Consider the following 24,773-nt stretch of genomic DNA (forward strand, 5'->3'; position numbering starts at 1 on the left):
GGGCGTCGGTGGGGCGTCGGTATCACGTCGGTTTAACGTCGGTATTACGTCGGTGCGTGGCGAACGCTGCGTTAGCGGTTTGTTTGCTGACCGCCGGAGCCGTTCAGGCCGGTGGACTGGCGTTTGACCGGTTTGTCGATGTTTGTCTTAAGCCTCTGTCGGACTTCCGCCCTGCCGCCGTGAGCGGGCTTGCGGGCATAGAGACACCGGACTGGGCTGGTGCTGAGGGCGCCGCTTTTGCCGGGCCGCGCAGACATGTCTTTGTCGTACAGACGGTGGACGGACGTCGGGCCTGCCGGATCGTAGCAGCCGCCGGTGCGGGTACGGATCTGAGTGCGGGTTTTGAAGCCTGGAGCAAACGGCAGCTTGCAGCCGGGACGTGGGAGGCGCTGGGCGGCACACTGGAGAGCCTGACCCATGAGCCGCGTATCGAGATACGTTTTGCGCCCGGCAACGAAACACGCGGACCAATGATTGAAGTGCGCGAAACGGATAAGGAGGCCTGATATGCCCGAACAGTTTCTCTGGACCATTGAAGTGTTTCTCAACGGGCTGATGGCCGGGGTGCTTTATGCGCTCGTGGCGCTGGGGTTCGTGCTGATCTACAAGGCCAGCGGTATTTTCAACTTTGCCCAGGGCGTGATGGCGCTTTTTGCGGCGATGACGCTCTATGGGATCATGAACGGGCAGGTGCCGTTTGCGCATCTGATCAACGCGGTGTTCGGCACCGAGGTGCATTATTTCGGCTGGAACCTGCCCGCGGTGCTGTCGATCCTTCTGACCATGGCGGCGATGGTGCTGCTGGCCTGGCTCGTGCAGCGGTTCATATTCCGATACCTCGTGGGGCAGGAGCCCATCATTCTGTTCATGGCGACCATTGGTCTGGCCTATTTCCTCGAAGGGGTGGGCGATCTGATGTGGGGGTCCGACATCAAGACGCTGGAGGTCGGGCTGCCGCAGGGCATCAACCTCTGGATCGACGAGACCACTTATAACGCTTTCGGCTATGGGTTCTTTATCGACAACCTGGATATCGTGGCGAGCATCGTGGCCGCGCTGCTGGTGGCGGGGCTGGTGATTTTCGCGCAGTACACCAAACAGGGCCGCGCCATGCGCGCGGTGGCCGATGACCACCAGGCGGCGCTGTCGGTGGGTGTGTCACTGAATTTCATCTGGATTCTGGTGTGGTCGCTGGCCGGGTTTGTCGCCCTGGTCGCCGGCATCATGTGGGGCGCGAAATCGGGCGTGCAGTTCTCGCTGTCGCTGATCGCGCTCAAAGCGCTGCCGGTGCTGATGCTGGGCGGTTTCACGTCGATCCCCGGGGCGATTGTCGGCGGGCTGATCATCGGCGTGGGCGAGAAGCTGTTCGAGTTCCTGATCGGTGCGCCCTATCTGGGCGGTGCCACAGAGAACTGGTTTGCTTACATGCTGGCGCTGGTCTTTCTGGTGTTCCGTCCGCAGGGGCTTTTCGGGGAGAAGATCATTGAACGTGTGTAGCGCGGATCAGTCTTCGGGCGCGACCAGCAGCGTTACGCTGAGCGCGGCCAGGATCGTCACGCCCAGCGTGAGTGCCAGGTTGAGGTCCGGCAGGAAGAGCAGGGTGAAGCCGATGCAGAGGGTCATGACCGCAAGGCAGACCACGATGCTGAGCACCAGGGCAGAGGAGCCTGTTTGTACGGGTCTGTGTTCTTCGGGAGTGGGCGTGCCGGTGAATTCCGTCTCCGCGACTTCGATACTGTCGAGAAGTGCCGCGCGTTTGGTCAGGAACTGCGCATGTGTCAGTTCTCCGCGCTCCAGGCGTGCCTCAAGGCCCCTTATTTCGTTCAGTACTGCCGTCACTCATCCCACTCCGGTTCGTGCAGACATGAGTGCCGGAGCAAATGGGGCAGAATTGGGAAATCATGTGATTTCCTGTGAAATGGTTAATGCGGGGCGCTGGCCGGTGGATTTTCGCGGGGCGCTGCCCCGCACCCCGGGATATTTCGGACCAGAAGAAACATGGGGCCGCAGTGGGCCCCGGCGGGAGGGCGTAAGACATGCTGTATCGTGAGGCCGGTGATTTCAGCACCACCTATCCCCAGGACAGTCAGACCTTTCCCATAAGGTTTGACCGCTGGCGGTATTATGCGGTGCTGTTTGTGGCCGTGTTTGTCATTCCGTTCATGATCAATGATTACTGGGTCAATTCGATTTTCATGCCGTTTCTGATCTATTCGATTGCGGCGATCGGGCTGAACATTCTGGTGGGATACTGTGGTCAGGTGAGCCTTGGGACGGGCGGGTTTATGGCGGTGGGCGCCTATGCCTGTTACAAGTTGATGACCGCCTTTCCGGAGGTGAGCATGTTCATTCATGTGATCCTGGCGGGCGGGATCACGGCGGCGGTGGGTGTGCTGTTTGGTCTGCCCTCTTTGCGGATTAAGGGGTTTTATCTGGCAGTGGCGACGCTGGCGGCGCAGTTTTTCCTGGTGTGGATGTTCAACCGGGTGTCCTGGTTCTACAACTATTCGGCCTCGGGTCAGATCAACGCGCCCGAGCGCGACACATTCGGCATTCTGATCACCGGGCCGAACACTGAAGCCTGGGCCACCTATCTGTTCTGTCTGATCTTCACGATTGCCAGTGCGGTCATTGCGCGCAACCTGACGCGCGGGTCTGTGGGGCGTGAGTGGATGGCGATCCGGGATATGGACATTGCCGCCGAGATCATCGGGGTGAACCCGCTGCGTGCCAAGCTGACGGCTTTTGCGGTGAGTTCGTTCTTTGTGGGTATTTCGGGCGCGTTGTTCTTTGCGGTCTATCTGGGGGCCGTGGAAGTGGGCGAGGCCTTTGGCATCACCAAGTCGTTCCTGGTGCTCTTTATGATCATCATCGGCGGGCTGGGGTCGATTTTCGGCTCTTTTGCGGGGGCGGCGTTCCTGGTGCTGCTGCCGGTTCTGCTGAAGATCATCGGCGTCGACTGGCTGGGCTGGCCCACGGATATTGTGGCGCACCTCAATCTGGTTATCGTGGGCGGACTGATTGTGATCTTTCTGATCGTGGAGCCGCACGGGCTGGCGCAGCTGTGGCGGCTGGCGAAAGAGAAACTGAGACTGTGGCCCTTCCCGCACTAGGGCGGGCCGCGAAACGACAGGCGGGAAAATACCCGCCGGAACAAGCCGGAAAACCGGCACTATCGGATGTAACCCAAGGGAGGATTTACCGATGAAATACAAGTTAGGCACAATGGCCGTTGCGGGTCTGATGGCAGCAAGCCCGGTGATGGCGGACCTGGTGTTCCCGTCGCTGAGCTACCGCACGGGTCCCTATGCGGCGGGTGGCATCCCGTTTGCGGATGGCTATGCGGATTACTTCACGCTGCTCAATGAGCGCGATGGTGGCATCGGCGGCGTAATGACCCGCGTTCTGGAATGTGAGACCGGGTACAACACCGAAAAAGGTGTGGAATGCTACGAGAGCACCAAGGGCGAAGGCGCGCTGGTTTATCAGCCTCTGTCCACTGGCATCACGTATCAGCTGATCCCCAAAGCGACAGCGGATGACATCCCGATCCACTCGATGGGCTATGGCCGGACGTCGGCCGCGAACGGTGATGTGTTCAGCCACGTCTTCAACTATCCGGCCAACTACTGGAATGGCGCGTCGGCGGCGGTGAACCACATCCTCGACATGAACAACGGTGACATCTCCGGCAAGAAAATCGCGCTGGTCTATCACAACTCCGCCTATGGTAAGGAGCCGATCCGGACGCTGGAGAAGCTGAGCGAGAAGCATGGTTTTGAGCTGACACTGCTGGCGGTGGATCACCCGGGCCAGGAGCAGAAGTCGCAGTGGCTGCAGATCCGCCGTGAAAAGCCGGACAATGTGATCATGTACGGCTGGGGCGTGATGAACCAGGTGGCCGTTCAGGAAGCCGCGAACATCCGTTTCCCGATGGAGAACTTCATCGGTATCTGGTGGTCCGGTGCCGAGATCGACGTGACCCCGGCGGGCGACAAGGCCAATGGCTACAAAGCGCTGGCGCTGACGGCTGTGGGCGATGACTTCCCGCTTTACGACGATCTGCAGAAATACGTTGTGGACACGGGCAAAGCCGCCGGTGCGGGCGATCAGCTGGGTACCGTGCCTTACAACCGCGGGATCTATGCAGCGATGCTGGCGGCTGAGGCCGTGAAAAAGGCGCAGGAGATCCACGGCGTCGCAGACATCACCAGCGGTCAGATGCGCGACGGCATGGAAGCTCTGGAAATTACCGAGGACGTGATGGTCGCGGCAGGTCTGCCGAACTTTGGTCCGACCTTCTCGGTGTCCTGCGAAAACCACGGTGGTGAGGGCATGGTTGCCGTCACGCAGTGGGATGCCGGTGCAGGCGAGTTCGTGAAAATCGCGGATTTTGCGCCGACCGACATGAGCGTCATCCAGCCGCTGATCGACGAGGACTCTGCCGCGTTCAAGGCAGAGAACAACATCGCAAGCAACTGCAACTGATCGCAGTTACCTCCGGCGGCGGCACATGCTGCCGCCGGAGACATGAGTTATTTCGGGAAGGGTAAACCCCATGCTGGACGCGCAACATCAGGCAGAGGCCGCCGCCGAAACGGTGCTGGAGGTCAACAATATCGAGGTGATCTACAATCACGTGATCCTCGTGCTGAAGGGTGTTTCGCTGAATGTGCCCAAGGGCGGCATCACCGCATTGCTGGGCGGTAACGGCGCGGGCAAGACAACGACACTCAAAGCCATTTCCGGGCTGCTGGCCTCGGAGCGGGGCGAGGTGACCAAAGGGTCTGTGCGGTACCGGGGCCAGGAAATCCATCACGCCGATCCGGCGGAAACGGTTCGCGCGGGCGTGGTTCAGGTGATGGAGGGCCGTCACTGTTTCGAGCACCTGACGGTAGAGGAAAACCTGCTGACCGGCGCCTACACGCGCAAGGATGGCAATGCCGCCATCCAGCAGGACCTTGAGATGGTCTATACCTATTTCCCGCGCCTGAAAGAGCGGCGCAAAAGCCAGGCGGGGTATACCAGCGGTGGCGAGCAGCAGATGACGGCGATTGGTCGCGCGCTGATGTCGCGGCCCGAGACTGTGTTGCTGGATGAGCCGTCTATGGGGCTGGCCCCGCAGCTGGTGGAGCAGATTTTCGAGATCGTGAAGTCGATCAATGAAGAGCAGGGGGTGACAATTCTGCTGGCTGAGCAGAACACCAACGTAGCGCTGCGGTTTGCGCATTACGGCTACATCCTGGAATCGGGCCGTGTGGTGATGGACGGTCCTGCTGCAGAGCTGCGCGAGAACCCGGATGTGAAGGAATTTTACCTTGGTATGTCCGAAGAGGGGCGCAAGTCCTTCCGCGATGTGCGCAGCTATCGCCGCCGCAAGCGGTGGTTGAGCTGAAGTGTCAGCCTGGACAGACTGGATTCAGACTGCGGCGGTGTTGTGCGGTCTTGGGCTGGCTGTAAACGAGCTTTTTCTGAGAGAAGATCTGTCTGTCCGTGAACAGAAGCGCGCAGTTCTGCATTTTGTCGAGCAGTCCGGTTCTGAGACGGTGGTTTCAGGGGCAACCGAATTACTGACAGCTGCTGCCCGGTCGTCGGCTCTGACACCTGCGGAGGCCAGAAGCGAGACCCACCTGACGCAGACAATTATCCGGTTGACGCCATACACACAGTACCTCGAAAGCTTCGCATTCTGTTATGATGAGGGCCTGTGTGACAAAGAGACCAGCCGCGCTTTTGTGTGCGACAAGATCTGGCCCTATGAAACGATGATGGAAACAATTCTTGCAGGTTATCCAGTGCTGCTGGCAGAAAAACTGAAGGCCGACAGGCCTCTGCGTGAAACAATACTCTGGTCTGACTGTGAGGCGGAAGGCGGAAAGACATGACATTTTTTGACGATCTGGAAACCCGCAGCGGGGATGCGCGCGAGGCGGTACAGCTGGAGGCCCTGCGCGGGCAGGTGGCGGCGGTGCATGCGGCGCAGGACAACTGTCTGCCCGACGGTGTGGCGCTGAATGCCCTGAGCGATCTGGCATCGCTGCCGGTGCTGCGCAAATCCGCGCTGGCGTCCTGGCAGAAGGAAAAGCCGCCGTTTGGTGGTATTCCGGTGCAGAACGTGGCGCATGTGTTTCAGTCGCCCGGGCCGATCTATGAACCCGGTGGTGTGACGCACAACTGGTGGCGTCTGGGGCGGTTTCTGCATGCGCTGGGGATCGGTTCGGATGACATTGTGCAGAATTGTTTCGGCTATCACCTGACCCCGGCGGGTATGATTTTCGAGAACGGTGCACGGGCGGTGGGGGCGGCTGTGCTGCCGGCGGGCACGGGCCAGACCGAACTGCAGGTGCAGGCGGCGGCGGATGTGGGCACCACGGCCTATGCGGGCACGCCCGATTACCTGAAGGTGATCCTCGATAAGGCCGCCGAGATGGGGGTTTCCTTAGGCATCACAAAGGCGGCTGTCAGTGGTGGCGCGCTCTTCCCGGCGATGCGGCAGGATTATGCGGACCGGGGGATCACCTGTCTGCAATGCTATGCGACCGCCGATCTGGGCAACATCGCCTATGAGAGCCCCGCGATGGAGGGGATGATCGTCGATGAGGGCGTGATCGTGGAGATCGTGACCCCGGGCACGGGCGATCCGGTCCCGGCGGGCGAGGTGGGCGAAGTGGTGGTCACATCGCTGAACCCGGATTATCCGCTCATTCGTTTTGCCACCGGTGATCTGTCAGCAGTGCTGCCGGGTGAGAGCCCCTGCGGGCGGACGAACATGCGGATCAAAGGCTGGATGGGCCGCGCGGATCAGACCACCAAGATCAAGGGAATGTTCGTGCGCCCGGAACAGGTGGCGGCCCTGGCGGCCCGTCACCCGGAAGTGGAACGCGCGCGGGTGATCGCGGGCCGGGATGGTGCGCAGGACACGATGACGGTCAGGCTGGAGGCGGCGGGCGGTGATCCGGCTGCCTATGCGGACAGCGTGGCGGCGGTGCTGAAGATGAAGGGCGTTATTGAAGTGGTCGCGCCCGGCAGTCTGCCGCGCGACGGCGTCGTGATCGAAGACCAGCGGTCCTACGACTGAGGTGACGGAACAGGGGCACCTGCTGTTTGATGCCGATGCGGTTGCAGCGGCCGGTAAGGTTGCCGTGCTGGTGCCCGGCGCGCATGCGGCTGTTTCCATTTTCGACCCGGCGGAAGCCTGGACGCGGGAAGGCTATGCGCTGGTGCGTTACCGCTTTCCGGGGCTCGACGGGCGCCCGGTGCACCCCGCACTCGATATTGCAGAAGCTGCGCGCGAGATTGCGGATTTTGCGATCCGGTATCCGGGCAAAGAGCTGAGATTGCTGGGATATTCGACCGGTGGGGCGATTGTCCTGGACGCCGCCGCCCTGATCGTCGGGGACCTGCGCGTGGCGCTGATGTCATCAGCGGTGGAGCGGGGCGGCGGGCTGCAGACCGGGCTGCGCGGCGCGGTTGACGTGGCCGGTGCGGCCCTGCGGGCGCGGTCTGTGGATGTGCGCAGGGTCTGGCTGGAGTACTACCGGACGCTGCTCTTCGGGCGCGCGGACCGTGAAAACCCGGCCGCAACGCGCTATATCGACGACCGCCTCGACGAGATCGTGATGCCGGATGAAGGCAAACCCCGCGCCCATACGGATGACCTGCGCCGGTGGACCCTGCCGGACCCCACGGGCTTTGATGCGGCGGCAAACAGCCACCTGTTTGTGGGCCTTGAGGACCCGGTGTTTTCGCTGGCACAGACGCAGGCCCTGGCGCAGAAACTGGGGGGTGTGGCGATCACCGGGTATCCCGGTCACGGACACCTGCTTTTCCTGACGGAGCCGCGCGTTTTCGACGATGTTCTCGACTTTTTCGAGGACAGGCCGTTCCGCTCAGGCGCGGGTCATGCGGTCGGGGCTGGTAATTCCGACTGAAACAGTCAAAAACGGGGCATGTCCGATCAGACACATACCAGCCCTGGTGCGCCTTTCCGGCTGCGCCGCGCCACAGACAGCCTGCGGGCCCTGGGTGGCATGGCCTTTGTGGTGGCCATGGTCTGTGCGCTGCCCATGGTGGCCGTGGCCATTGCGGCCCTCAGCGGGGGTACGGACACGGTGGCGCATCTGGCCGGTACCGTGCTTGGCCGGTACAGCCTGACAACGCTTATTCTGGTGGTGCTGGTCTCTTCGGGCACCTTTGCCATCGGCGTCGGTGCGGCCTGGCTGGTGACCATGACACGCTTTCCCGGCGTGCGCTTCTTTGAGGTGGCGCTGGTGCTGCCGCTGGCCTTTCCAGCCTATGTTCTGGCCTATGCCTATACGCATGTGCTGGATCATCCGGGCATTGTGCAGTCGCTTCTGCGGGATGTGACCGGGTGGGGCGCGCGGGACTACTGGTTCCCTGAGGTCCGGTCGGTTGGCGGGGCGGCGGCGATGCTGGTGCTGGTGCTTTATCCTTATGTGTATCTGCTGGCGCGCGCGGCCTTTCTGCAGCAGTCGGCGACCACCTTTCTGGCGGCCCGTGCGCTGGGGTCCAGCGCCTGGTCTGCGTTTTTCCGGATCAGCCTGCCGCTGGCCCGTCCGGCCATTGCGGGCGGCGTGCTCCTGGCAGTGATGGAGACAATCGCGGATTTCGGCACCGTGGCCTATTTCGGGGTCCAGACCTTTGCGACGGGCATCTATACCAGCTGGTTTTCCATGGGCGACCGGGCGGGGGCCGCGCAGCTGGCGCTCTGCCTGCTGAGCTTTGCGCTGCTGCTGGCGATGCTGGAACGGGCGCAGCGCGGGCGCGCGCAGTTCTATGACCCCGCGCGCCGCCAGCAACCGATGGAGCCCGCGCGGCTGCGGGGCCGGCAGGCCGCATTTGCGATGGCGCTGTGTGCGGTGCCTGTGCTGCTGGGGGCCGTGCTGCCGATCATTATCCTCTTTTCGATGGCCCTGGGCTCAGAGCAGAACCTGCTCAGCCCGCGCTACATCGGGTTCATCAGCAACTCGCTGATCCTCGCATCGGTCGCAGCGGGTGTGACCGTTCTGGCGGCGATCTGCGTGGGCTTTTTCCTGCGGTTGCGCCCGGGCAGGCAGGCGCGGACCGCGGCCTATGTCGCCCGGCTGGGCTATGCGGTGCCGGGCGGGGTGATTGCAGTGGGACTGCTGGTGCCGTTTGCGGCCTTTGACAATGCGCTCGACGCGTTCATGCGGGCGCAGTTTGATTTCAGCACCGGGCTGCTGATCACCGGGTCCATCTGGCTGCTGGTCGCGGCCTATATGGTGCGGTTTCTGGCAGCGGCGCTTGGTGCATACGAAGGCGGCCAGGCGCTTGTACCGGCCAATATGGATGCCGCTGCGCGGTCGCTGGGCCAGACGCCGGGCGGTACGCTGCGGCGCGTGCATCTGCCGATCCTGGCGCCCAGCCTGCTGACTGCACTGCTGATCGTTTTTGTCGATGTGATGAAAGAACTGCCCGCGACGCTGATCATGCGGCCCTTCAATTTTGATACGCTGGCGGTGCAGGCGTACCGCCTGGCCAGTGACGAGCGCCTGGAGGGGGCAGCGGTGCCCAGTCTGGTGATTGTGGCCATTGGTGTGCTGCCCGTGATCCTGATCTGCCGTCAGGTGGGACGGCAGCGCAAAAGATGAGGGCCGCCGGATTTCTCCGACGACCCTGCGCACTGTTATCCCTGATTTAGCGCGATTGCGCCCGGTTTCACCCTGTACCTGTCGCGCTGCCCTTTGCAGACGCGGATGAAGGCGGTGCCGGATCAGGCAGGCTCGCCCGTTTTGTCCTGGGTCTGCGTGTCGAAATCACCTGCATCGTGGCGTTCATGCAGCTGCATTTCCGGCTCGCCAAAGGTCCGGTTGACCATCCGGCCCCGCTGGACTGCGGGGCGGGCGTCGATGGCCTTCGCCCAGCGCATCACGTGCTCATAGCTGTCGACATCGAGGAATTCCGCCGCATCATAGAGCCGGCCCAGAACCAGCTGCCCGTACCAGGACCAGATGGCGATATCCGCGATTGTGTACTCTGCGCCCGCGATGAACTCATGTTCCGCCAGCTGCCGGTCCAGCACGTCCAGCTGCCGTTTGGTTTCCATTGCAAAACGGTTGATCGGATATTCGAATTTCTCGGGCGCATAGGCATAGAAGTGGCCGAATCCGCCGCCCAGATAAGGTGCCGATCCCATCTGCCAGAAAAGCCAGGAGAGCGTTTCAGCCCGTGCTGCGGGACCTTCGGGCATGAATTTTCCGAAACGTTCCGCCAGGTGCAGCAGGATCGCGCCGGATTCGAAGACCCGCTGGGGTTCATCAAAGCTGTGATCCACGAGTGCCGGGATCTTGGAGTTGGGGTTGGCGCCCACAAAGCCGCTGCCGAACTGATCGCCGTCTCCGATTTTGATCAGCCAGGCATCATATTCCGCCTCTGAAATCCCGAGCGCGAGAAGTTCTTCGAGCAGAACCGTGACCTTGACCCCGTTGGGCGTGGCCAGCGAATAGAGCTGCAGCGGGTGTTTCCCGACAGGCAGGTCTTTGTCGTGCGTCGGTCCGGCGATGGGGCGGTTGATGCTGGCGAATTTCCCGCCGCTTTCCTGGTCCCAGGTCCATACGCGGGGCGGTGTGTATTCAGTGGTATCGGTCATCCTGTTGTCCTCTCGTCGCCGTTCCTGCACCGACCTATGCTTTGTTCGGATCAGAACAAGGGCCAGGGTTAATCTGTCGTAAGCACATTTGTGGCAGTCTCGGCTCCCGAGACGCACAGGCCGGATAACACCATGCACAAATGGCGAAAACAGCGGGCTGCCGCGCGGATGCCGGCCACCCTTGTCTGCGGACAGGTCAGGGATCGTGTGCTTGTCCTGAACATCAGTGAGGATGGCGCCCGTCTGTCCGGGGCCCCGCCGATGCCTGCGGGCGCGATGATTGCGCTGCAGCTGATGAACCATCGCCTGCCGGGCAAAGTGGCCTGGCAACGGGGGGATGCAGCGGGCATTGCGTTTCAGCCTGCGCTGACCGCCCATGTCCTGGGGCTGTTACGCCGCCTGGTCTGAGGACGTGGTTGCCTTGTGGCGTCAGGTGCCCAGCACCAGCAGTTCCGGAAAAGCGTCCATATCTTCGAACCGGCAAAAGGCAGGCGGACCCAGCGGGATCACCGGCGCTTGGGCTGCCAGCTTTGCATGGATGTCCCGCAACCCGGCTTCCCAGACCGGCACCAGATCATCCGGAATCCAGTCAAGGAAATAGGCGAAAGTCATGTGAAACCGGTAGCTGTCGTGTTCGCGGTGGCGAAAGCCAAAGGGTTCTGTCAGCGCTTCGCGCCATGCCAGCATCGTCGCCCGGTCCTGTGGTGTGGCGCCATCGAGGTTGAGCCCGCCGGGCCGGAGAGATGTGACCGATACCTGAAAGGGAGGTGGCGGTACAAAGGCAGACAGGCGCTCCTTGAGCTTTTCCGTGATGTCATCAACGGGGGCCGTGCGGTCCATGCCAGCGGGCCAGGCATCTTCGGTCCGGCGCGTTTCGATAATGCCTTCGAACACGGTCATGTGCAGGCTGTCTTCGGCGGTAAAGAGCAGACACTCCGCGCCGGGCAGCGCCTGAATGGCGTGGCGCGCCTCCAGCACGGCGGTGTGGGCGGGGTCGCTGCGGTCGAGATGGCAGACGACGGTATTGCCCGGCTCGTGCAGGAACCCGTCGGGACCATAGCGCAGGCCCAGCCGGCCGGGTGGCCGTGGGTTGTTGCCTGCGGACGCTGCCGCCACTTCGCTGCGCTGTGTCATTGGGTTCTCCTGTACTGGTGCGGCCTGTCACATCATCACAGATACAGAAATTTCTGGGCTGACACAGAAAAAAGCCGCCCCGAAGGAGCGGCTTTTCGTTACTTTGCTGCGCTGCAGATTAGCCTTGGCGGGCTTTGAACCGGCGCTGCGTTTTGTTGATCACGTAAACGCGGCCTTTTCTGCGCACAACACGGCAGTCGCGGTGCCGGTTCTTGAGCGAGCGGAGCGAGTTGCGAACCTTCATGGTCATCTCCTCATGTTGTGGCGCGGGCCAGCGCCGGGTTGCGGGCGGCCCGCCGCAGCGGACCAGTGAAACAGGTGGTGGGCGATACTGGGATCGAACCAGTGACCCCTTCGATGTCAACGAAGTGCTCTACCGCTGAGCTAATCACCCACTATGTTGATGCGGATTCTGTTGCCCCAAACAAAAATGGGGCGCGAAAAAACGCGCCGGTAGCGGGGTCTATAAAAGGAGTCGCCAGAGGGATCAAGAGCTTTTGGCTTTCATATTTTATGCGCTATGCTCTGAGCGGAAGGAAACCGAATGACACCCGATGCATTTGACATAACCGAACCAGAGTATCTGAGCTCCTGCGTTGTCTTTGCCTCGCCGCACAGCGGGCGGGACTACCCGTCTGCGATGATGCGCCGGTCGGTGCTGGACAGCCATGTGATCCGCTCGTCAGAGGATGCCTTTGTGGACTGCCTGTTTGAGGCAGCTACAGATTTCGGAGCGCCGTTTCTGCGCGCAGGTGCCCCCCGCGCCTTTGTCGATCTCAACCGCAGCCCGGATGAGCTTGACCCGGCACTGATCAACGGTGTGCGGCGTCAGGGGCATAATCCGCGGGTGGCCTCCGGGTTGGGGGTGATTCCCCGGGTCGTGGCGAATGGGCGGGCGATTTACCGCGGGAAGATCCCGCTCAGCGAGGCGCGGGAACGCCTCGATGCCTATTGGTATCCCTATCATGCGACGCTTCAGGACCTGCTGGACAGGGCACACCGCCGTTTTGGCCAGACAGTGCTGATTGACTGCCATTCCATGCCGCGTGAAGCCGTTGCCGGTATCGCCCGTACAAGTTCCTGCCGCCCGGAGGTGGTCCTGGGCGACCGGTTTGGTGCCGCAGCTTCCGGTGACGTGGTGGACCGGATCGAGGCAGCATTCGCATCCGCAGGCTTTGCCGTGGCGCGCAATGCGCCCTTTGCCGGTGCCTATATCGCTCAGGCCTATGGCAGGCCGTCCCGTGCACAGCATGCGGTCCAGATAGAGATCGACCGGTCGCTCTATATGAACGAGCGTACAATCACGCCCAACGACAACTATGATAACGTGCGCGCCGCACTGCGCGGTGTCATCGCAGAGATTGCGCAGATCGGGCAGGGCAGGATGCCGCTGGCGGCTGAGTAAGTCACTTCGGTTTTTCCGGAGGATACATGCTGCAGGGCGGGTTCGACCAATGGCAGAGGTACCTTCCTGCGTTTCACGTCCAACACGAAGTAATGTGAATTTCTTGCTCCTGCGCGTTAGTTCAGAGGCGAAAACAGCCCCTTCATTCCCAGGCCGTCTGGCGGGCACCGCCGGACAGCGCCCGACCCCCGTCAACCGGGGGGAGGGGGCTCGCCCGTATGTTTTCGCGCAGGCCTGATGCCCTCAGCGCAGCGCCCGGCCTTTCAGAATAGCATCCGGCCCGAACCGGGCTCTGATCTGATCGGTCGCCCGTTCCGCGTCAGTCCGTGTTCTGGCACCGGGGTCCAGCAGATCTCCCGACCGGTCCGCGTCTGCATCGGCGATCAGGTCCGACAACCCGCACCCCAGCAGCCGGTAGGGACCTTCGTCTCCGACCTGATCAAAAAGCCCGCGTGCGGTGCGGTAAACGGTATCGGCCATCTGGGTGGCGTCCCGCAGGCTGACCCTCCGGCTGAGCAGGGAATGGTCTGCGCGTTTGAGTTTCAGCGTCACCACCCGCCCGGCGAGCCCTTTTGCCTTGGCCCGGTCGGACACTTTTTCGGCCATACGCCAAAGGTGTCCGTCCAGCAGATCAGGATCAGCAGTATCCTCAGAAAAGGTTGTCTCATTCGAGATCGATTTCATCGGGGCATGCGCCGAAACCCGGCGGCTGTCCTGGCCGCGTGCCAGATGCCACAGCCGGTCCCCCATGGAGCCAAAGCGCGCCACAAGATCCGTGCGCTCCCAGCGCAGCAGGTCGGAAAACGTACGGATGCCTGCCTTGTCCAGCGATGCCTGGGCGGCCTGACCCACGCCCCAGATCAGGCGCACCGGTTTGTCGCGCAGGAAATCATCCGTTTCCGCGCGCCCGATCACGGAAAATCCGTGCGGCTTGTTCAGATCCGAGGCCACCTTGGCCAGAAATTTGTTGTGACTGAGCCCGATTGAGCCCGTCAGCCCCAGTTCGGTACGCATGCGCCGGATCAGGCGGGCGAGCATCACCGCAGGCGGTGCGCCATGCAGCCGTTCGGTCCCGGACAGGTCCATAAAGGCCTCGTCCAGCGACAGCGGCTCAATGTCCGGCGTCAGTTCTTCCATCATGGCGCGGATCGCGCGCGACACCTCTACATAAGCCTCCATGCGGGGCCGGATGATCACCGCATCCGGGCAGAGTTTCAGGGCCTGAAACATCGGCATCGCAGAGCGCACTCCCCGGATACGGGCCACATAACAGGCGGTTGAAACAACGCCCCGCCGGCCGCCGCCGATGATGACCGGTTTGTCCTGCAGGGACGGGTCATCGCGTTTCTCGACAGAGGCATAAAAGGCGTCGCAGTCCATGTGCGCAATCGACAGCTCGCGCAACTCATCGTGCGCCACCACGCGGGGGCTGCCACAGGACGGACAGCGGCGACCCGCATCAAATTCGGTCAGACAGTCACGGCAGAGGGCGGGCATCGGTCACAGCATCCGGCAGGGGCGGCGGTCGGGTACAGTATACCAGCACTGTTCCGGGTTGCCATCATGCGCTGAAAGGAAAAACCCCCCGCTGCCTGAAGCGGGGGGAGGTAACGAACCTCAGGAAGACATGGTCCGTTGGGGAGTATCACCTTACGTCAACTTACCACCTGAGCGTGAAACCGCCGAGGCCAATTTGCAGGATTTAGCCTGGATGCTGTTGTCTGTTGTGCTTGAGCCACAGTTTGTTGAGTGAAACAGTGGGTGATTCCTCATCCATCCACAGGCTGTGTACAACTATGAATTGTCTTTGAAATTCAGCGATTTGGGCTTTGTGCCTGAGGGCTGTTCAGCTCGGACACGATGGCCCGTGCCGCCGCGCCCGGGTCCTCTGCTGTCCAGACCGGACGGCCGACAACAATATGATCAGCACCGTCCGCAATGGCCTGGGCCGGCGTGGCGACTCGCTTCTGGTCGCCCAGATCCGCGCCTGCGGGCCGCACACCGGGTGTCACGATCAGGCGTCCGGCGGCTTCCGGCAGGGACCGGATAAGTGCAGCTTCCTGCGGGGAGGCGATCACACCGTCCGCCCCGGCCTCAAACGCGCGCGCGGCCCGTGTCTGCACCAGGTCCGGTATGTCGCCGGGCACGATCAGACCCGCGTCCAGATCAGCACGGTCCAGCGAGGTCAGGATCGTTACGGCCAGGATTTTCGTCTGTGACCCCCCGGCCCCTTCGCGGGCCGCGCGGACCACGTGCGGATCGCCGTGCACCGTCAGAAAATCCAGATCAAACTGCGCCAGACCGCGCACCGCAGCCTCGACCGTGGCCCCGATGTCAAAAAGCTTCATGTCCAGAAAGATGCGCTTGCCGTGCTCCTGTTTGAGCTCATTGGCCAGCGCCAGGCCGCCGCCGGTCAGCATGCCAAGACCGATTTTGTAAAAGCTGACCGCGTCCCCGATTTTGCCCGCCAGGTCCAGCCCGGCCACAGCGTTCGGCACGTCCAGTGCGACAATCAATCTGTCATCAGTCATTCTGCATCCCCCGGAAATCTGCCGTGTGATTAGGCCTGTGGTGCGTGAATGTCTATGCGCAGACGTAAAAACCCGGAACACGCGGTGGGCGTGCCCCGGGTAAACTGTCATTCAGCTGTTTCACACTGCAGGAAACGGTCCGGGGAAGCGGTCAGGTTTCCATTAACGCAGTGCGCCATCTGATGTCAGGCAGGCAAAACAGGCCCACTGGTTACGCGTCTGGCGCTGGTGTTCATTGCGTGTCACCTGTTTTGCGCCCCCACATCGCTGTTTTAGCCGCCGCAGGTCAGGGGGTAACGGGGAATGGGTGAAACGGTTTCCCATCTTGAATTGATGTGGATCAGGGTGCAGGCGCGCGCGCGGGGCTACAGTATTCCCGTGCTGCGCGAATATGGTCTTGAAGCCGGACGTGTGGCGCACCAGATATGATCCAAGGCCTCAGGAGCCGGTATGCCGCTTAGCCGGGTGCCGGACGGGACGGGCGCTTATGAAAAGGAGAATACCCATGGACTTGAACAGGTTCACGGAACGGTCACGCGGTTTCATTCAGGCCGCCCAGACCATTGCCACGCGTGACAGCCACCAGCGGCTGGCACCGGAACATCTGCTGAAAGCATTGCTTGATGACGATCAGGGGTTTGCGTCAAACCTGATAAGTGCCGCCGGCGGTAAGCCTGCGCGGGTGCGTGATGCGCTGGAGCTGGGCTTGGGCAAGATGCCCAAAGTCACGGGCGATGCCGCCCAGGTCTATCTGGACAACGCAACACAGAAGGTTCTGGCCGAAGCGGAGGCCCTGGCCAAAAAGGCTGGCGACAGTTTCGTGCCGGCCGAACGTCTGCTGATAGCGCTGGCCATGGTGAAGTCCGGGGCGAAAACCGCGATGGAGGCAGGTGACGTCAATGCCCAGGCGCTGAATTCTGCGATCAATGATGTGCGCAAGGGGCGCACCGCTGACAGCGCGACGGCCGAGGACGGCTATGACGCGCTGAAAAAATACGCGATGGACCTGACGGAGCGTGCGGAAGCAGGCAAGATTGACCCGATCATCGGCCGCGACGAGGAAATCCGCCGCGCGATGCAGGTGCTGAGCCGCCGGACCAAGAACAACCCGGTGCTCATCGGTGAGCCGGGTGTGGGTAAAACCGCCATTGCCGAGGGTCTCGCGCTGCGGATTGTGAACGGCGATGTGCCCGAAAGCCTGCGCAACAAGAAGCTGCTGGCGCTGGACATGGGCGCACTGATTGCGGGTGCCAAGTATCGCGGCGAGTTTGAGGAACGCCTCAAGGCCGTGCTGACGGAAGTGACGGAGGCTGCGGGCGAGATCATCCTGTTCATCGACGAGATGCACACACTGGTTGGTGCAGGCAAAACGGATGGCGCGATGGATGCGGCCAACCTGATCAAACCGGCGCTGGCGCGGGGTGAGCTGCATTGTGTGGGCGCCACGACGCTGGATGAATACCGCAAATACGTCGAAAAGGACGCGGCCCTGGCGCGGCGCTTCCAGCCGGTGATGATCCTGGAGCCGACGGTAGAGGATACGGTCAGTATTCTGCGCGGCATCAAGGAGAAATACGAGCTGCACCACGGGGTGCGGATCTCGGATTCCGCACTGGTGTCGGCGGCGACGCTGAGCCACCGGTACATCACGGACCGGTTCCTGCCGGACAAGGCGATTGACCTGGTGGATGAGGCCGCGAGCCGTCTGCGCATGGAAGTGGACAGCAAGCCCGAGGAACTGGACGCGCTGGACCGGCAGATCATGCAGCTGCAGATCGAGGCCGAAGCGCTTAAGAAAGAGGACGACGCGGCCTCCAAGGACCGGCTGGAACGGCTGGAGGAAGAGCTTGGTGGTCTGATGGAGCAGAGCACCGCGATGACGGCGCGCTGGCAGGCCGAGCGGGACAAGCTGGCAGGCGCGCGTGACATCAAGGCGCTGCTGGATCAGGCGCGGGCCGAGCTGGAGATCGCCAAGCGCGAGGGGAACCTCGGCAAGGCGGGTGAGCTGAGCTATGGTGTGATCCCGCAGCTGGAAAAACAGCTGGAAGAGGCAGAATCCCACGACGACAGCGACGTGATGGTCGAGGAAGCCGTGCGGCCCGAACAGATCGCCAGTGTGGTCGAACGCTGGACGGGTATCCCGGCGGGCCGGATGCTGGAAGGCGAGCGCGACAAGCTGCTCCGCATGGAAGAGCAGCTGCACACGCGCGTGATCGGTCAGGACAAAGCCGTCCGGTCAGTGGCCAATGCGGTGCGCCGTGCGCGTGCGGGTCTGAACGACGAGAACCGGCCGCTGGGCTCGTTCCTGTTCCTCGGGCCCACCGGTGTGGGTAAGACCGAGCTGACCAAAGCGGTGGCCGAGTTCCTGTTTGATGATGACAGCGCGATGGTGCGTATCGACATGTCAGAGTTCATGGAGAAACACGCGGTCGCCCGTTTGATCGGCGCGCCTCCGGGCTATGTGGGCTATGACGAGGGCGGTGTGCTGACCGAAGCGGTGCGGCGCAGGCCCTATCAGGTGGTGCTGTTTGACGAGGTCGAAAAGGCGCACCCGGATGTGTTCAACGTGCTGCTGCAGGTGCTGGACGACGGCATGCTGACCGATGGTCAGGGCCGCACGGTGGATTTCAAACAGACGCTGATCATCCTGACGTCGAACCTTGGGGCGCAGGCGCTGAGCCATCTGCCGGACGGGGCCGATGCCTCGGACGCGCGGCGTGATGTGATGGATGCGGTGAATGCGCATTTCCGGCCTGAATTCCTGAACCGGCTGGACGAGACGATCATCTTTGACCGTCTGGGCCGCGCAGATATGGACGGCATTGTCACCATCCAGATGGCGCGTCTGCTGAAACGTCTGGCGGGTCGCAAGATCACGCTGGAGCTGGATGACGGTGCGCGCAGGTGGCTGGCCGATGAAGGCTATGACCCGGTCTATGGGGCACGGCCGCTGAAACGGGTGATCCAGCGCGCGCTGCAGGACCCGCTGGCTGAAATGCTGCTGGCCGGTGACGTGCTGGACGGGCAGACCATCGAGGTCAGCGCAGGCAGCGAAGGTCTGATCATCGGCGACCGGGTATCCGCGAGCAACCGGCCCAAGCCGGATGATGCGGTCATTCACTGATTGTTTTGAAGACCAGGAAAGGCCCGCTCCGGCGGGCCTTTTTTTGTCGGTGGTGCGCTCTGAGCCCATAGCGACTACTTGAAACTTCCATTAGCGCTATTCAGAAAGCCACCAATCGCCGTTTTTAAATTTGGTTGGTAGATTTTCGTCCGAAGGGTTGTCGAAACCTAACGTTTCAATTTCGCCAAAGAACTTGTCTCGCAAGCTGGTGGGCAGTTTCTTACCCGTTCGAGGGCAGTAGGTCAGCACGTCAAAGCTATGAGATACCGACCTATTTGGCTCATTTATTCTATTCACGCCAAACTCTCTGAAACGTTCAACAAACAGAAAAGGCGTTGTGATGTCATCAACAAGCTCGAAAAGCTCTTTGAAATCTGATCGTAGTTTGTTCAGCGCATTTTGGTGCATCGGCACATTCCATAGTTGTTTACGAGACTAACTATTGACCTTCCGACAAGGTCAACCGAATTATACTCTGAATGACCGCTTAGTCCCGCACCGCATATTCTGCTGGCATTTGGGCTTCCGTCATTCGTGATTTCCCACAAAGCAATTGTGGCCGTAACGTTGCATGAGGTGATGGCCGGCGCTGGCCTGCCTGCAAATGGGGAGATGCTCAAAGTGCTTCGGAACTGGAACAACAGGGCTGCGCGTACGCGGGCGAGCTATGCGATGGTTCTGGGCCTGGCGCTGATCATCGTGCCCCCGTCCGTTTCAGCTGCCGATTTTGAGACCGGGATAGAAGCGTTTCGTGCGGGAGAAACGCAGCAGGCTTTTGAGGCATGGCACCCTCTGGCCCGGACCGGGCATCCGGACGCGCAGCTCGCGCTGGGTCACATGTATGAGTACGGGCACGGGCTGGCGCGGGACGATGCGGAGGCCGCTTTCTGGTATGAAAAAGCCGCAGCACAGAACAACGCGGAGGCACAGTACCGGCTTGGTGTTCTGCTCGATAACGGCTGGGGCGTGCCGCGGAACCGCGCAGGTGCCGCAGCATGGTACACCCGCGCCGCACAGCTTGGCCATGTTTTCGCGCAGCATGATCTGGCGTTCATGTACCTGAAGGGCAGCGGCGTGCCGATGGACAGGGTGCAGGCCTATAAATGGCTGAAGATAGCGTCGCAAAGCCGGGCAGACCTGATGGCGAAGCATCTGGATCATGTATCAAAGACCATGACACCGGCTGAGGTGAGGGAAGCGGAACGCCAGGCCCGCGCATGGCTGAACGCACAGAGGCTCTGACGAGCGGTGTCCATCGCCGGTACGTGATGAATAACCAGTGTCTGCCATGGATCTTATGCGCCGGGCGGGAGGATCACGCGGACGGGCGCAGCGTATCGAGGCCGTCCGCGGCGCTGGCCGACACGCAGATTGAGGCGAGCGTGCGAGGCTGTTCGTAAGGCCAGGGCATGGCACGGTGCAGCGTGGCGCGTTCATCCCAGATCAGGACATCGCCGACCTGCCAGTGATGCGCATATATGGCGTCTTCGGGTGTCAGGGCGTCGATGATCTCGTCGATCAGGTTCTGGGCCAGCCCGGCATCCATTCCCGCGATCCCACAGGCATGCGAGGCGATATAGGCTGCGTCCTGACCGTTTGCCGGGTTTGTCCAGATGCCGCGCCAGGTCTGGCCCGTCCATTTTGTGATGTGATCCGCCTGAGCCAGATCGGGGTCGATTTTTCGGCGTGAATGCGTGAGGCGGTGTTCGAAGGCACCGCCAAGGGCATCCCGCAGATGCTGTGGCAACCGCGCCAGTCCCGCGCGTGTTGACACCAGTTCCGTTGTCCCGCCGCTCGTCGGAACAACGCGGGCTGTGATGATATTGGCCAGCGACGGGATGGGCAAAAAGGTGGAATCCGTATGCCATAGCATATTGGCCTGCAGATCCTTGAGACGCAGGGCATCCGGGAGCAGAACTGACCCGTCCGGCCGGACGTTGGATACGGCAGAGACAAAATCCGGACCATCTGTCCGGTTTTCTATGGGACCAAAGAGGCGGCCGAACCGCAGGATGTCCTCGTCTGACCAGTCCTGTCCGCGGATGAGCAGCAAAGAGTGTTCCTCGAAGGCCGCGCGCAGCTCGGGGTAGAGAAAGTCTTGTGTCGCTTCTTTGAGGTCGATGCCCTGAAGTTCGACGCCGAAATCGTTGTGAAGGGGTATGGTCTGCAACATGGGTTCCCGCCGTGTGTCCACTGGACGTTATCGAAGCGGATCAGGGGGCACGATGCAAGTGTTGCCTTTTGGGCGCAGGCGCGCCCGGAGCAACCCCCGGGCGCGTTGTTGGTTTTACGCCTCCGGCGGCAAGATCACGCTGTCGATCACGTGGATCACACCGTTTGATGTTTCGATGTCGGCGGTCACGACGGAGGCGTCGTTGATCATCACGCCGTTGTCCAGATCAACGGTGATCTCGGAGCCCTGAACGGTGGCAGCGGTCATGTCATCGGAAAGGTCCGTGGACATCACTTTGCCCGGTACCACGTGATAGGTCAGCACAGCGATCAGCTGGTCTTTGTTCTCGGGCTTCAGCAGCGTTTCCACGGTGCCTTCGGGCAGGGCAGCAAAGGCTTCATCGGTGGGGGCGAAAACGGTGAAGGGACCTTCGCTCTTGAGCGTGTCCACCAGATCTGCGGCGCTGACCGCTGCAACCAGTGTCTCAAAGGTGCCCGCGTTCACGGCGGTGTCCACGATGTCCTTTTTGTAGCTGCCTGCGATGGCAGCTGTGCCTGCGATGGCTGCGGCGGCGGTCAGGGTGATGAGTGTCTTGCGAAACATAGGTCTTCCTTTGGCTGATGTTATGGTTTCTGCCGTCTTGGGCATTGACGGGAAAACGCATGGGGGAGGAAAACGGATCACCGGGGATTATCGCTCACGCCATTTGACGGAGACGTGATCCGCGCTAAGCCGGAGCCGTTTTTCAGATCAAATAACAAAAATGTCAGAACTGCTGGCGATCCGGATCACGAATTGGGCCGCAATGGATTGACGCGGGCGGTGAAGTAGCCCCATGCAGGGCGGGAAGAGCCGGAGGATACCGATATGATCATGCCGCCCGGGATGGTGATCTTTGACTGTGATGGTGTGCTGGTGGACAGCGAGCCGATTTCGGATCGCGTCATTCAGAAATCACTGGCGCATTACGGCCTGGAGATCACCGTGCAGGAGGTATCCGGGCTGTTTCTGGGCGGTACGATTGCCGGGGTGGCGGACACCGCACGCGGGATGGGCGCGCGTCTGCCGGGCGACTGGGTCGACAATATATATGCAGAGATTTTTGAAGCGCTCGCCGAGGAGGTGGAACTGGTCCCCGGTGCGCCTCTGGTGCTGGATGCGCTGGACGCGGCTGGCATTCCCTATGCGGTCGGCTCGAACGGTCCGCACCGCAAGATGGAAATCACCCTGAAACGGACGGGGCTGGCGGCGCGGCTGGCCGGGCGGGTGTGGTCGCGCGAGGATGTGCCGAACCCGAAACCGGCGCCGGACGTTTATCTGGCCGCAGCACAGGCTGAAGGCGTGCCGCCCGAACGGTGCGTCGTGATTGAGGACAGCCCGAACGGCGCTCGAGCGGGTGTTGCAGCCGGCATGTATACTGTGGGCTTCGCCGCGCATACGGACCGCGCAGCACTGCTTGCGGTGTGTGATGCGGCGTTTGACGCTATGCCGGAGCTTCCGGCGCTGCTGGGCCTCTGATATTTTTCGTTACAGTCTGCTGTCCGGATTGTGAGACAAATTGGTTTGGACGTGGCGCGCGCGCCCTCTACATCAACGGAAACGAGTTTTGACCGGAGCATCTGATGGCATTTCGCTGGAAGAACACACTGACCGACAACGATGTGACTGACGAAGCGGTGTACCTGAACCGCCGTCAGCTGATGGGCGCAGCTGCGGCCGGCCTTGGGCTTGCGGCCACCGGAAGTCAGGCATCAGCAGCAGAAGAAGAGCTGGAGCCCAACTCCTGGGAAGACATCACAGAGTACAACAACTTCTATGAATTCGGCACCGACAAGGGCGATCCGAAGCGCTATGCCAATGCGCTGACGATTGATCCCTGGAGTGTGAAGATCGACGGGATGGTCGACAACCCGGGCGACTATGCCTTTGAGGACATCATGAAGGCGATGACCATCGAGGAGCGGCTTTATCGTTTCCGCTGTGTCGAGGCCTGGTCGATGGTGATCCCGTGGAACGGTTTTGAGCTGGCGGACATGCTGAACATGGCCGGCGTTCAGTCCGGTGCGAAATACGTACGGTTTGAAACGCTCTACCGCCCCGAAGAGATGCACGGCCAGCGGGCCACCTGGATTGACTGGCCCTATGTCGAGGGGCTGCGGCTTGACGAGGCGATGCACCCGCTGACCATCATGGCGACCGGTATCTACGGACGCGACATTCCGAAACAGAACGGCGCGCCGCTGCGTCTGGTGGTGCCATGGAAGTATGGGTTTAAATCCATCAAGTCGATTGTGCGGATCACCCTGACGGATGAGCAGCCGCTGAACACCTGGCAGGAACTGCAGCCGCGTGAATACGGGTTCTATTCCAATGTGAACCCGACAGTGGATCACCCGCGCTGGTCACAGGCCTCGGAACGGGTGATCGGTGGCGGGCTCTTCTCGCCGCGAATCCCGACGCTGATGTTCAACGGATACGAAGAAGAGGTCGCGTCGATGTACGAGGGCATGGATCTGACAAAGTTCTACTGACCGAAGACAACCTGGTGCATGATCCGGCCCGGCAGCAGGGTGAAAAGACCCGCCCCGACAAGTGCGAGCCAGAAGATCGATCTCATGGACTTTGCATGCTGGTCGATATCACCCCGGCGCGCGGCCCGGATCGTAAGGACCAGATTGACCAGCGTGTAGACGGACAGCAGGTGGATCGGGCTGAAGGGCCCGATCAGGCGCAGATCTTTGATCCGGAAACTGCTGAGCGCCAGGGACCCGAGCAGGATAACCCAAGTATAGCCGGCGACGCGGTGCAACTGCGATCCCTTCTTTAACCAAAGCTGTGCTATTCCGATAAACAGAGCTGTCAGAGCGGCCGGCGCATGAAGCGTGATCACCGCACCTGACTGAAAGAGTGGAGCGAGTGACATGGATCGGCCCCTTGACCCGCATAAGACTTCGCCGCAAGTGAAGCCGTCGTGGCGGGATACTGTCAACGGCCTCGCGCGCCGGGTGCCGACGTGGCCTCTCTATATACTGTATATGCTGCCGGTACCCTGGCTGCTCTGGCAGGCGCAGACCGGTGGCCTGGGCCGCGAACCGATCCAGGCCCTGGAACACGAGCTGGGCGAGATTGCCCTGCAGCTGATGATCTTTGGCCTGGCGATCACACCGATGCGCCGGCACCTCGGTCTCAATCTGCTGAAGTTCCGCCGGATGTTCGGTTTGCTGGCCTTTATATATGTCGCACTGCATCTGCTGGTCTGGCTGGTGCTGGACGTGGGCATCCTCAGCCAGATCTGGAACGACATTCTCAAACGACCCTACATTACCATTGGCATGCTGGGCTTCGTTCTGATGATTCCGCTGGCGGTGACCTCAAACAACTGGTCGGTGCGCCGGCTGGGCCCGGCATGGCGCCGTTTGCACAGACTGACTTATGCCGCCGTTCTGCTGGGTGGACTGCACTATATTATGGTGCAGAAGGTCTGGGAGGCGGAACCACTGATGTACATGGCGGCGATTCTGCTTCTTCTGGGCATTCGTCTGCCGCTGAAACGCCGGAAACAGGCCGCCTGACAGATGGTGCAGGCGATTCACCCCCGTGAGTCGGCCATATCCGGAGGTTCAGGAGTGAATCGCATGCCGATTCACCCGAATCCAGGCAGCGAGTCGCCCGATTTTTTGACCATCTGGACGAATCCACAAATGAATCGCCACCGATTCACCGGAATCTGTCCTCTGACTCGGGGTGATTTGCCCGATGAATCGCGGACTCCTGGG

Annotated in this window: 27 protein-coding genes and 1 tRNA gene; 17 read left to right on the forward strand and 11 right to left on the reverse strand. The window is 61.4% G+C overall.

Features of this window, described 5'->3' with window-relative positions:
- Positions 1 to 83 precede the first annotated feature (83 nt).
- Positions 84 to 506, forward strand: coding sequence for a hypothetical protein (locus tag AB4K19_RS18615; RefSeq protein WP_375229737.1), 423 nt, complete (start codon positions 84 to 86; stop codon positions 504 to 506).
- Position 507: 1 nt separating this feature from the next.
- Positions 508 to 1,497, forward strand: a complete 990-nt coding sequence (locus AB4K19_RS18620; protein ID WP_375229738.1) for a branched-chain amino acid ABC transporter permease — start codon at positions 508 to 510, stop codon at positions 1,495 to 1,497.
- Between the two features lie 6 nt (positions 1,498 to 1,503).
- On the opposite strand, the gene AB4K19_RS18625 is transcribed toward AB4K19_RS18620, so the two are convergent.
- Positions 1,504 to 1,839, reverse strand: coding sequence for an SHOCT domain-containing protein (locus AB4K19_RS18625; protein ID WP_375229739.1), 336 nt, complete (start codon positions 1,837 to 1,839; stop codon positions 1,504 to 1,506).
- A gap of 197 nt (positions 1,840 to 2,036) precedes the next feature.
- Here AB4K19_RS18625 and AB4K19_RS18630 point away from each other — a divergent pair, with 197 nt between their 5' ends.
- The 7 genes from AB4K19_RS18630 (at position 2,037) to AB4K19_RS18660 (ending at position 9,632) form a co-directional block, all read left to right on the forward strand.
- Entirely contained in the window at positions 2,037 to 3,113 is a 1,077-nt protein-coding gene (locus AB4K19_RS18630) for a branched-chain amino acid ABC transporter permease (RefSeq protein WP_375229740.1), read from the forward strand.
- Positions 3,114 to 3,204: 91 nt separating this feature from the next.
- Positions 3,205 to 4,488, forward strand: a complete 1,284-nt coding sequence (locus AB4K19_RS18635; protein ID WP_375229741.1) for an ABC transporter substrate-binding protein — start codon at positions 3,205 to 3,207, stop codon at positions 4,486 to 4,488.
- Between the two features lie 70 nt (positions 4,489 to 4,558).
- Positions 4,559 to 5,395, forward strand: a complete 837-nt coding sequence (locus AB4K19_RS18640; RefSeq protein WP_375229742.1) for an ABC transporter ATP-binding protein — start codon at positions 4,559 to 4,561, stop codon at positions 5,393 to 5,395.
- Position 5,396: 1 nt separating this feature from the next.
- Positions 5,397 to 5,885, forward strand: coding sequence for a hypothetical protein (locus tag AB4K19_RS18645; RefSeq protein WP_375229743.1), 489 nt, complete (start codon positions 5,397 to 5,399; stop codon positions 5,883 to 5,885).
- Positions 5,882 to 7,078 carry a phenylacetate--CoA ligase family protein gene (locus AB4K19_RS18650; protein ID WP_436398531.1) on the forward strand — a complete coding sequence of 399 codons (1,197 nt, stop codon included), beginning with the start codon at positions 5,882 to 5,884 and terminating at the stop codon, positions 7,076 to 7,078. Before AB4K19_RS18645 ends, AB4K19_RS18650 begins: the two co-directional genes overlap by 4 nt.
- A 1-nt stretch (position 7,079) precedes the next feature.
- Positions 7,080 to 7,931: an alpha/beta fold hydrolase gene (locus AB4K19_RS18655; protein ID WP_375229744.1), complete on the forward strand. Its 852-nt coding sequence runs from the start codon at positions 7,080 to 7,082 to the stop codon at positions 7,929 to 7,931.
- An 18-nt stretch (positions 7,932 to 7,949) separates the two neighbouring features.
- A complete protein-coding gene (locus tag AB4K19_RS18660) occupies positions 7,950 to 9,632 on the forward strand; it encodes an ABC transporter permease (RefSeq protein WP_436398533.1) in 1,683 nt (560 codons plus the stop codon).
- Positions 9,633 to 9,754: 122 nt separating this feature from the next.
- Here the strand turns inward: AB4K19_RS18660 and yghU are convergent, their stop codons facing one another.
- On the reverse strand, positions 9,755 to 10,630 hold the full coding sequence (gene yghU / locus AB4K19_RS18665; RefSeq protein WP_375229746.1) for a glutathione-dependent disulfide-bond oxidoreductase: 876 nt from the start codon (positions 10,628 to 10,630) through the stop codon (positions 9,755 to 9,757).
- A gap of 132 nt (positions 10,631 to 10,762) precedes the next feature.
- On the opposite strand from yghU, the gene AB4K19_RS18670 reads away from it, so the two are divergent.
- On the forward strand, positions 10,763 to 11,038 hold the full coding sequence (locus tag AB4K19_RS18670) for a PilZ domain-containing protein (RefSeq protein ID WP_436398535.1): 276 nt from the start codon (positions 10,763 to 10,765) through the stop codon (positions 11,036 to 11,038).
- A 21-nt stretch (positions 11,039 to 11,059) separates the two neighbouring features.
- Here the strand turns inward: AB4K19_RS18670 and AB4K19_RS18675 are convergent, their stop codons facing one another.
- From AB4K19_RS18675 to AB4K19_RS18685, 3 genes are all read right to left on the reverse strand, one after another.
- Positions 11,060 to 11,764, reverse strand: a complete 705-nt coding sequence (locus AB4K19_RS18675) for a DUF1868 domain-containing protein (protein WP_436398537.1) — start codon at positions 11,762 to 11,764, stop codon at positions 11,060 to 11,062.
- Between the two features lie 118 nt (positions 11,765 to 11,882).
- Positions 11,883 to 12,008, reverse strand: a complete 126-nt coding sequence (gene ykgO / locus AB4K19_RS18680) for a type B 50S ribosomal protein L36 (protein ID WP_005850168.1) — start codon at positions 12,006 to 12,008, stop codon at positions 11,883 to 11,885.
- A 75-nt stretch (positions 12,009 to 12,083) separates the two neighbouring features.
- Positions 12,084 to 12,158, reverse strand: a tRNA-Val gene (locus AB4K19_RS18685).
- 150 nt (positions 12,159 to 12,308) lie between these two features.
- On the opposite strand from AB4K19_RS18685, the gene AB4K19_RS18690 reads away from it, so the two are divergent.
- Positions 12,309 to 13,169 (forward strand): N-formylglutamate amidohydrolase, encoded by an 861-nt coding sequence (locus AB4K19_RS18690; RefSeq protein ID WP_375229749.1) that lies wholly within the window; start codon positions 12,309 to 12,311, stop codon positions 13,167 to 13,169.
- Between the two features lie 243 nt (positions 13,170 to 13,412).
- Here AB4K19_RS18690 and AB4K19_RS18695 read toward each other — a convergent pair whose 3' ends face one another.
- Positions 13,413 to 14,666: a DNA polymerase IV gene (locus AB4K19_RS18695; protein ID WP_375229750.1), complete on the reverse strand. Its 1,254-nt coding sequence runs from the start codon at positions 14,664 to 14,666 to the stop codon at positions 13,413 to 13,415.
- Positions 14,667 to 14,983: 317 nt separating this feature from the next.
- Entirely contained in the window at positions 14,984 to 15,700 is a 717-nt protein-coding gene (pyrF, locus tag AB4K19_RS18700) for an orotidine-5'-phosphate decarboxylase (protein ID WP_375229751.1), read from the reverse strand.
- A 303-nt stretch (positions 15,701 to 16,003) separates the two neighbouring features.
- Here pyrF and AB4K19_RS18705 point away from each other — a divergent pair, with 303 nt between their 5' ends.
- Positions 16,004 to 16,129 carry a hypothetical protein gene (locus AB4K19_RS18705; protein WP_375229752.1) on the forward strand — a complete coding sequence of 42 codons (126 nt, stop codon included), beginning with the start codon at positions 16,004 to 16,006 and terminating at the stop codon, positions 16,127 to 16,129.
- 76 nt (positions 16,130 to 16,205) lie between these two features.
- A complete protein-coding gene (gene clpB / locus AB4K19_RS18710) occupies positions 16,206 to 18,824 on the forward strand; it encodes an ATP-dependent chaperone ClpB (protein ID WP_375229753.1) in 2,619 nt (872 codons plus the stop codon).
- Positions 18,825 to 18,920: 96 nt separating this feature from the next.
- On the opposite strand, the gene AB4K19_RS18715 is transcribed toward clpB, so the two are convergent.
- A complete protein-coding gene (locus AB4K19_RS18715) occupies positions 18,921 to 19,232 on the reverse strand; it encodes a DUF6980 family protein (RefSeq protein ID WP_375229754.1) in 312 nt (103 codons plus the stop codon).
- A gap of 126 nt (positions 19,233 to 19,358) precedes the next feature.
- On the opposite strand from AB4K19_RS18715, the gene AB4K19_RS18720 reads away from it, so the two are divergent.
- Positions 19,359 to 20,066 (forward strand): tetratricopeptide repeat protein, encoded by a 708-nt coding sequence (locus tag AB4K19_RS18720; RefSeq protein WP_375229755.1) that lies wholly within the window; start codon positions 19,359 to 19,361, stop codon positions 20,064 to 20,066.
- Between the two features lie 73 nt (positions 20,067 to 20,139).
- Here the strand turns inward: AB4K19_RS18720 and AB4K19_RS18725 are convergent, their stop codons facing one another.
- Both AB4K19_RS18725 and AB4K19_RS18730 read right to left on the reverse strand, forming a co-directional pair.
- Positions 20,140 to 20,997 carry a TauD/TfdA dioxygenase family protein gene (locus AB4K19_RS18725; RefSeq protein ID WP_375229756.1) on the reverse strand — a complete coding sequence of 286 codons (858 nt, stop codon included), beginning with the start codon at positions 20,995 to 20,997 and terminating at the stop codon, positions 20,140 to 20,142.
- A 114-nt stretch (positions 20,998 to 21,111) separates the two neighbouring features.
- The gene (locus AB4K19_RS18730) at positions 21,112 to 21,600 is read right to left on the reverse strand and encodes a fasciclin domain-containing protein (RefSeq protein WP_375229757.1); all 489 of its coding nucleotides are present in this window, start codon (positions 21,598 to 21,600) and stop codon (positions 21,112 to 21,114) included.
- Between the two features lie 264 nt (positions 21,601 to 21,864).
- On the opposite strand from AB4K19_RS18730, the gene AB4K19_RS18735 reads away from it, so the two are divergent.
- A complete protein-coding gene (locus AB4K19_RS18735; protein WP_375229758.1) occupies positions 21,865 to 22,515 on the forward strand; it encodes an HAD family hydrolase in 651 nt (216 codons plus the stop codon).
- A 104-nt stretch (positions 22,516 to 22,619) separates the two neighbouring features.
- Positions 22,620 to 23,528: a protein-methionine-sulfoxide reductase catalytic subunit MsrP gene (gene msrP, locus AB4K19_RS18740; protein ID WP_375229759.1), complete on the forward strand. Its 909-nt coding sequence runs from the start codon at positions 22,620 to 22,622 to the stop codon at positions 23,526 to 23,528.
- On the opposite strand, the gene AB4K19_RS18745 is transcribed toward msrP, so the two are convergent.
- Positions 23,522 to 23,920, reverse strand: a complete 399-nt coding sequence (locus AB4K19_RS18745; RefSeq protein WP_375229760.1) for a DUF2306 domain-containing protein — start codon at positions 23,918 to 23,920, stop codon at positions 23,522 to 23,524. The two genes, msrP and AB4K19_RS18745, sit on opposite strands and share 7 nt — an antisense overlap.
- Between AB4K19_RS18745 and msrQ the strand changes: the two genes are divergently transcribed.
- Complete coding sequence (gene msrQ / locus AB4K19_RS18750) at positions 23,919 to 24,569, forward strand: protein-methionine-sulfoxide reductase heme-binding subunit MsrQ (RefSeq protein ID WP_375229761.1); 651 nt, start codon at positions 23,919 to 23,921, stop codon at positions 24,567 to 24,569. The genes AB4K19_RS18745 and msrQ overlap by 2 nt on opposite strands.
- The last annotated feature ends 204 nt before the right edge of the window (positions 24,570 to 24,773 follow it).

Source organism: Roseobacter phycocola (genome assembly GCF_042055075.2).
Lineage (GTDB): Bacteria > Pseudomonadota > Alphaproteobacteria > Rhodobacterales > Rhodobacteraceae > Roseobacter.

Bases quoted from the DNA above. Each gene is read 5' to 3' on its own strand.
- AB4K19_RS18715 (WP_375229754.1), bottom strand. From the start codon at position 19,232: ATGCACCAAAATGCGCTGAACAAACTACGATCAGATTTCAAAGAGCTT.
- AB4K19_RS18640 (WP_375229742.1), top strand. From the start codon at position 4,559: ATGCTGGACGCGCAACATCAGGCAGAGGCCGCCGCCGAAACGGTGCTG.
- AB4K19_RS18695 (WP_375229750.1), bottom strand. From the start codon at position 14,666: ATGCCCGCCCTCTGCCGTGACTGTCTGACCGAATTTGATGCGGGTCGC.
- msrQ (WP_375229761.1), top strand. From the start codon at position 23,919: ATGGATCGGCCCCTTGACCCGCATAAGACTTCGCCGCAAGTGAAGCCG.
- AB4K19_RS18620 (WP_375229738.1), top strand. From the start codon at position 508: ATGCCCGAACAGTTTCTCTGGACCATTGAAGTGTTTCTCAACGGGCTG.
- AB4K19_RS18650 (WP_436398531.1), top strand. From the start codon at position 5,882: ATGACATTTTTTGACGATCTGGAAACCCGCAGCGGGGATGCGCGCGAG.
- AB4K19_RS18635 (WP_375229741.1), top strand. From the start codon at position 3,205: ATGAAATACAAGTTAGGCACAATGGCCGTTGCGGGTCTGATGGCAGCA.
- AB4K19_RS18675 (WP_436398537.1), bottom strand. From the start codon at position 11,764: ATGACACAGCGCAGCGAAGTGGCGGCAGCGTCCGCAGGCAACAACCCA.
- AB4K19_RS18630 (WP_375229740.1), top strand. From the start codon at position 2,037: ATGCTGTATCGTGAGGCCGGTGATTTCAGCACCACCTATCCCCAGGAC.
- pyrF (WP_375229751.1), bottom strand. From the start codon at position 15,700: ATGACTGATGACAGATTGATTGTCGCACTGGACGTGCCGAACGCTGTG.
- AB4K19_RS18660 (WP_436398533.1), top strand. From the start codon at position 7,950: ATGTCCGATCAGACACATACCAGCCCTGGTGCGCCTTTCCGGCTGCGC.
- AB4K19_RS18670 (WP_436398535.1), top strand. From the start codon at position 10,763: ATGCACAAATGGCGAAAACAGCGGGCTGCCGCGCGGATGCCGGCCACC.
- AB4K19_RS18745 (WP_375229760.1), bottom strand. From the start codon at position 23,920: ATGTCACTCGCTCCACTCTTTCAGTCAGGTGCGGTGATCACGCTTCAT.
- clpB (WP_375229753.1), top strand. From the start codon at position 16,206: ATGGACTTGAACAGGTTCACGGAACGGTCACGCGGTTTCATTCAGGCC.
- AB4K19_RS18705 (WP_375229752.1), top strand. From the start codon at position 16,004: ATGGGTGAAACGGTTTCCCATCTTGAATTGATGTGGATCAGGGTGCAG.
- ykgO (WP_005850168.1), bottom strand. From the start codon at position 12,008: ATGAAGGTTCGCAACTCGCTCCGCTCGCTCAAGAACCGGCACCGCGAC.
- msrP (WP_375229759.1), top strand. From the start codon at position 22,620: ATGGCATTTCGCTGGAAGAACACACTGACCGACAACGATGTGACTGAC.
- AB4K19_RS18725 (WP_375229756.1), bottom strand. From the start codon at position 20,997: ATGTTGCAGACCATACCCCTTCACAACGATTTCGGCGTCGAACTTCAG.
- AB4K19_RS18690 (WP_375229749.1), top strand. From the start codon at position 12,309: ATGACACCCGATGCATTTGACATAACCGAACCAGAGTATCTGAGCTCC.
- AB4K19_RS18730 (WP_375229757.1), bottom strand. From the start codon at position 21,600: ATGTTTCGCAAGACACTCATCACCCTGACCGCCGCCGCAGCCATCGCA.
- AB4K19_RS18735 (WP_375229758.1), top strand. From the start codon at position 21,865: ATGATCATGCCGCCCGGGATGGTGATCTTTGACTGTGATGGTGTGCTG.
- yghU (WP_375229746.1), bottom strand. From the start codon at position 10,630: ATGACCGATACCACTGAATACACACCGCCCCGCGTATGGACCTGGGAC.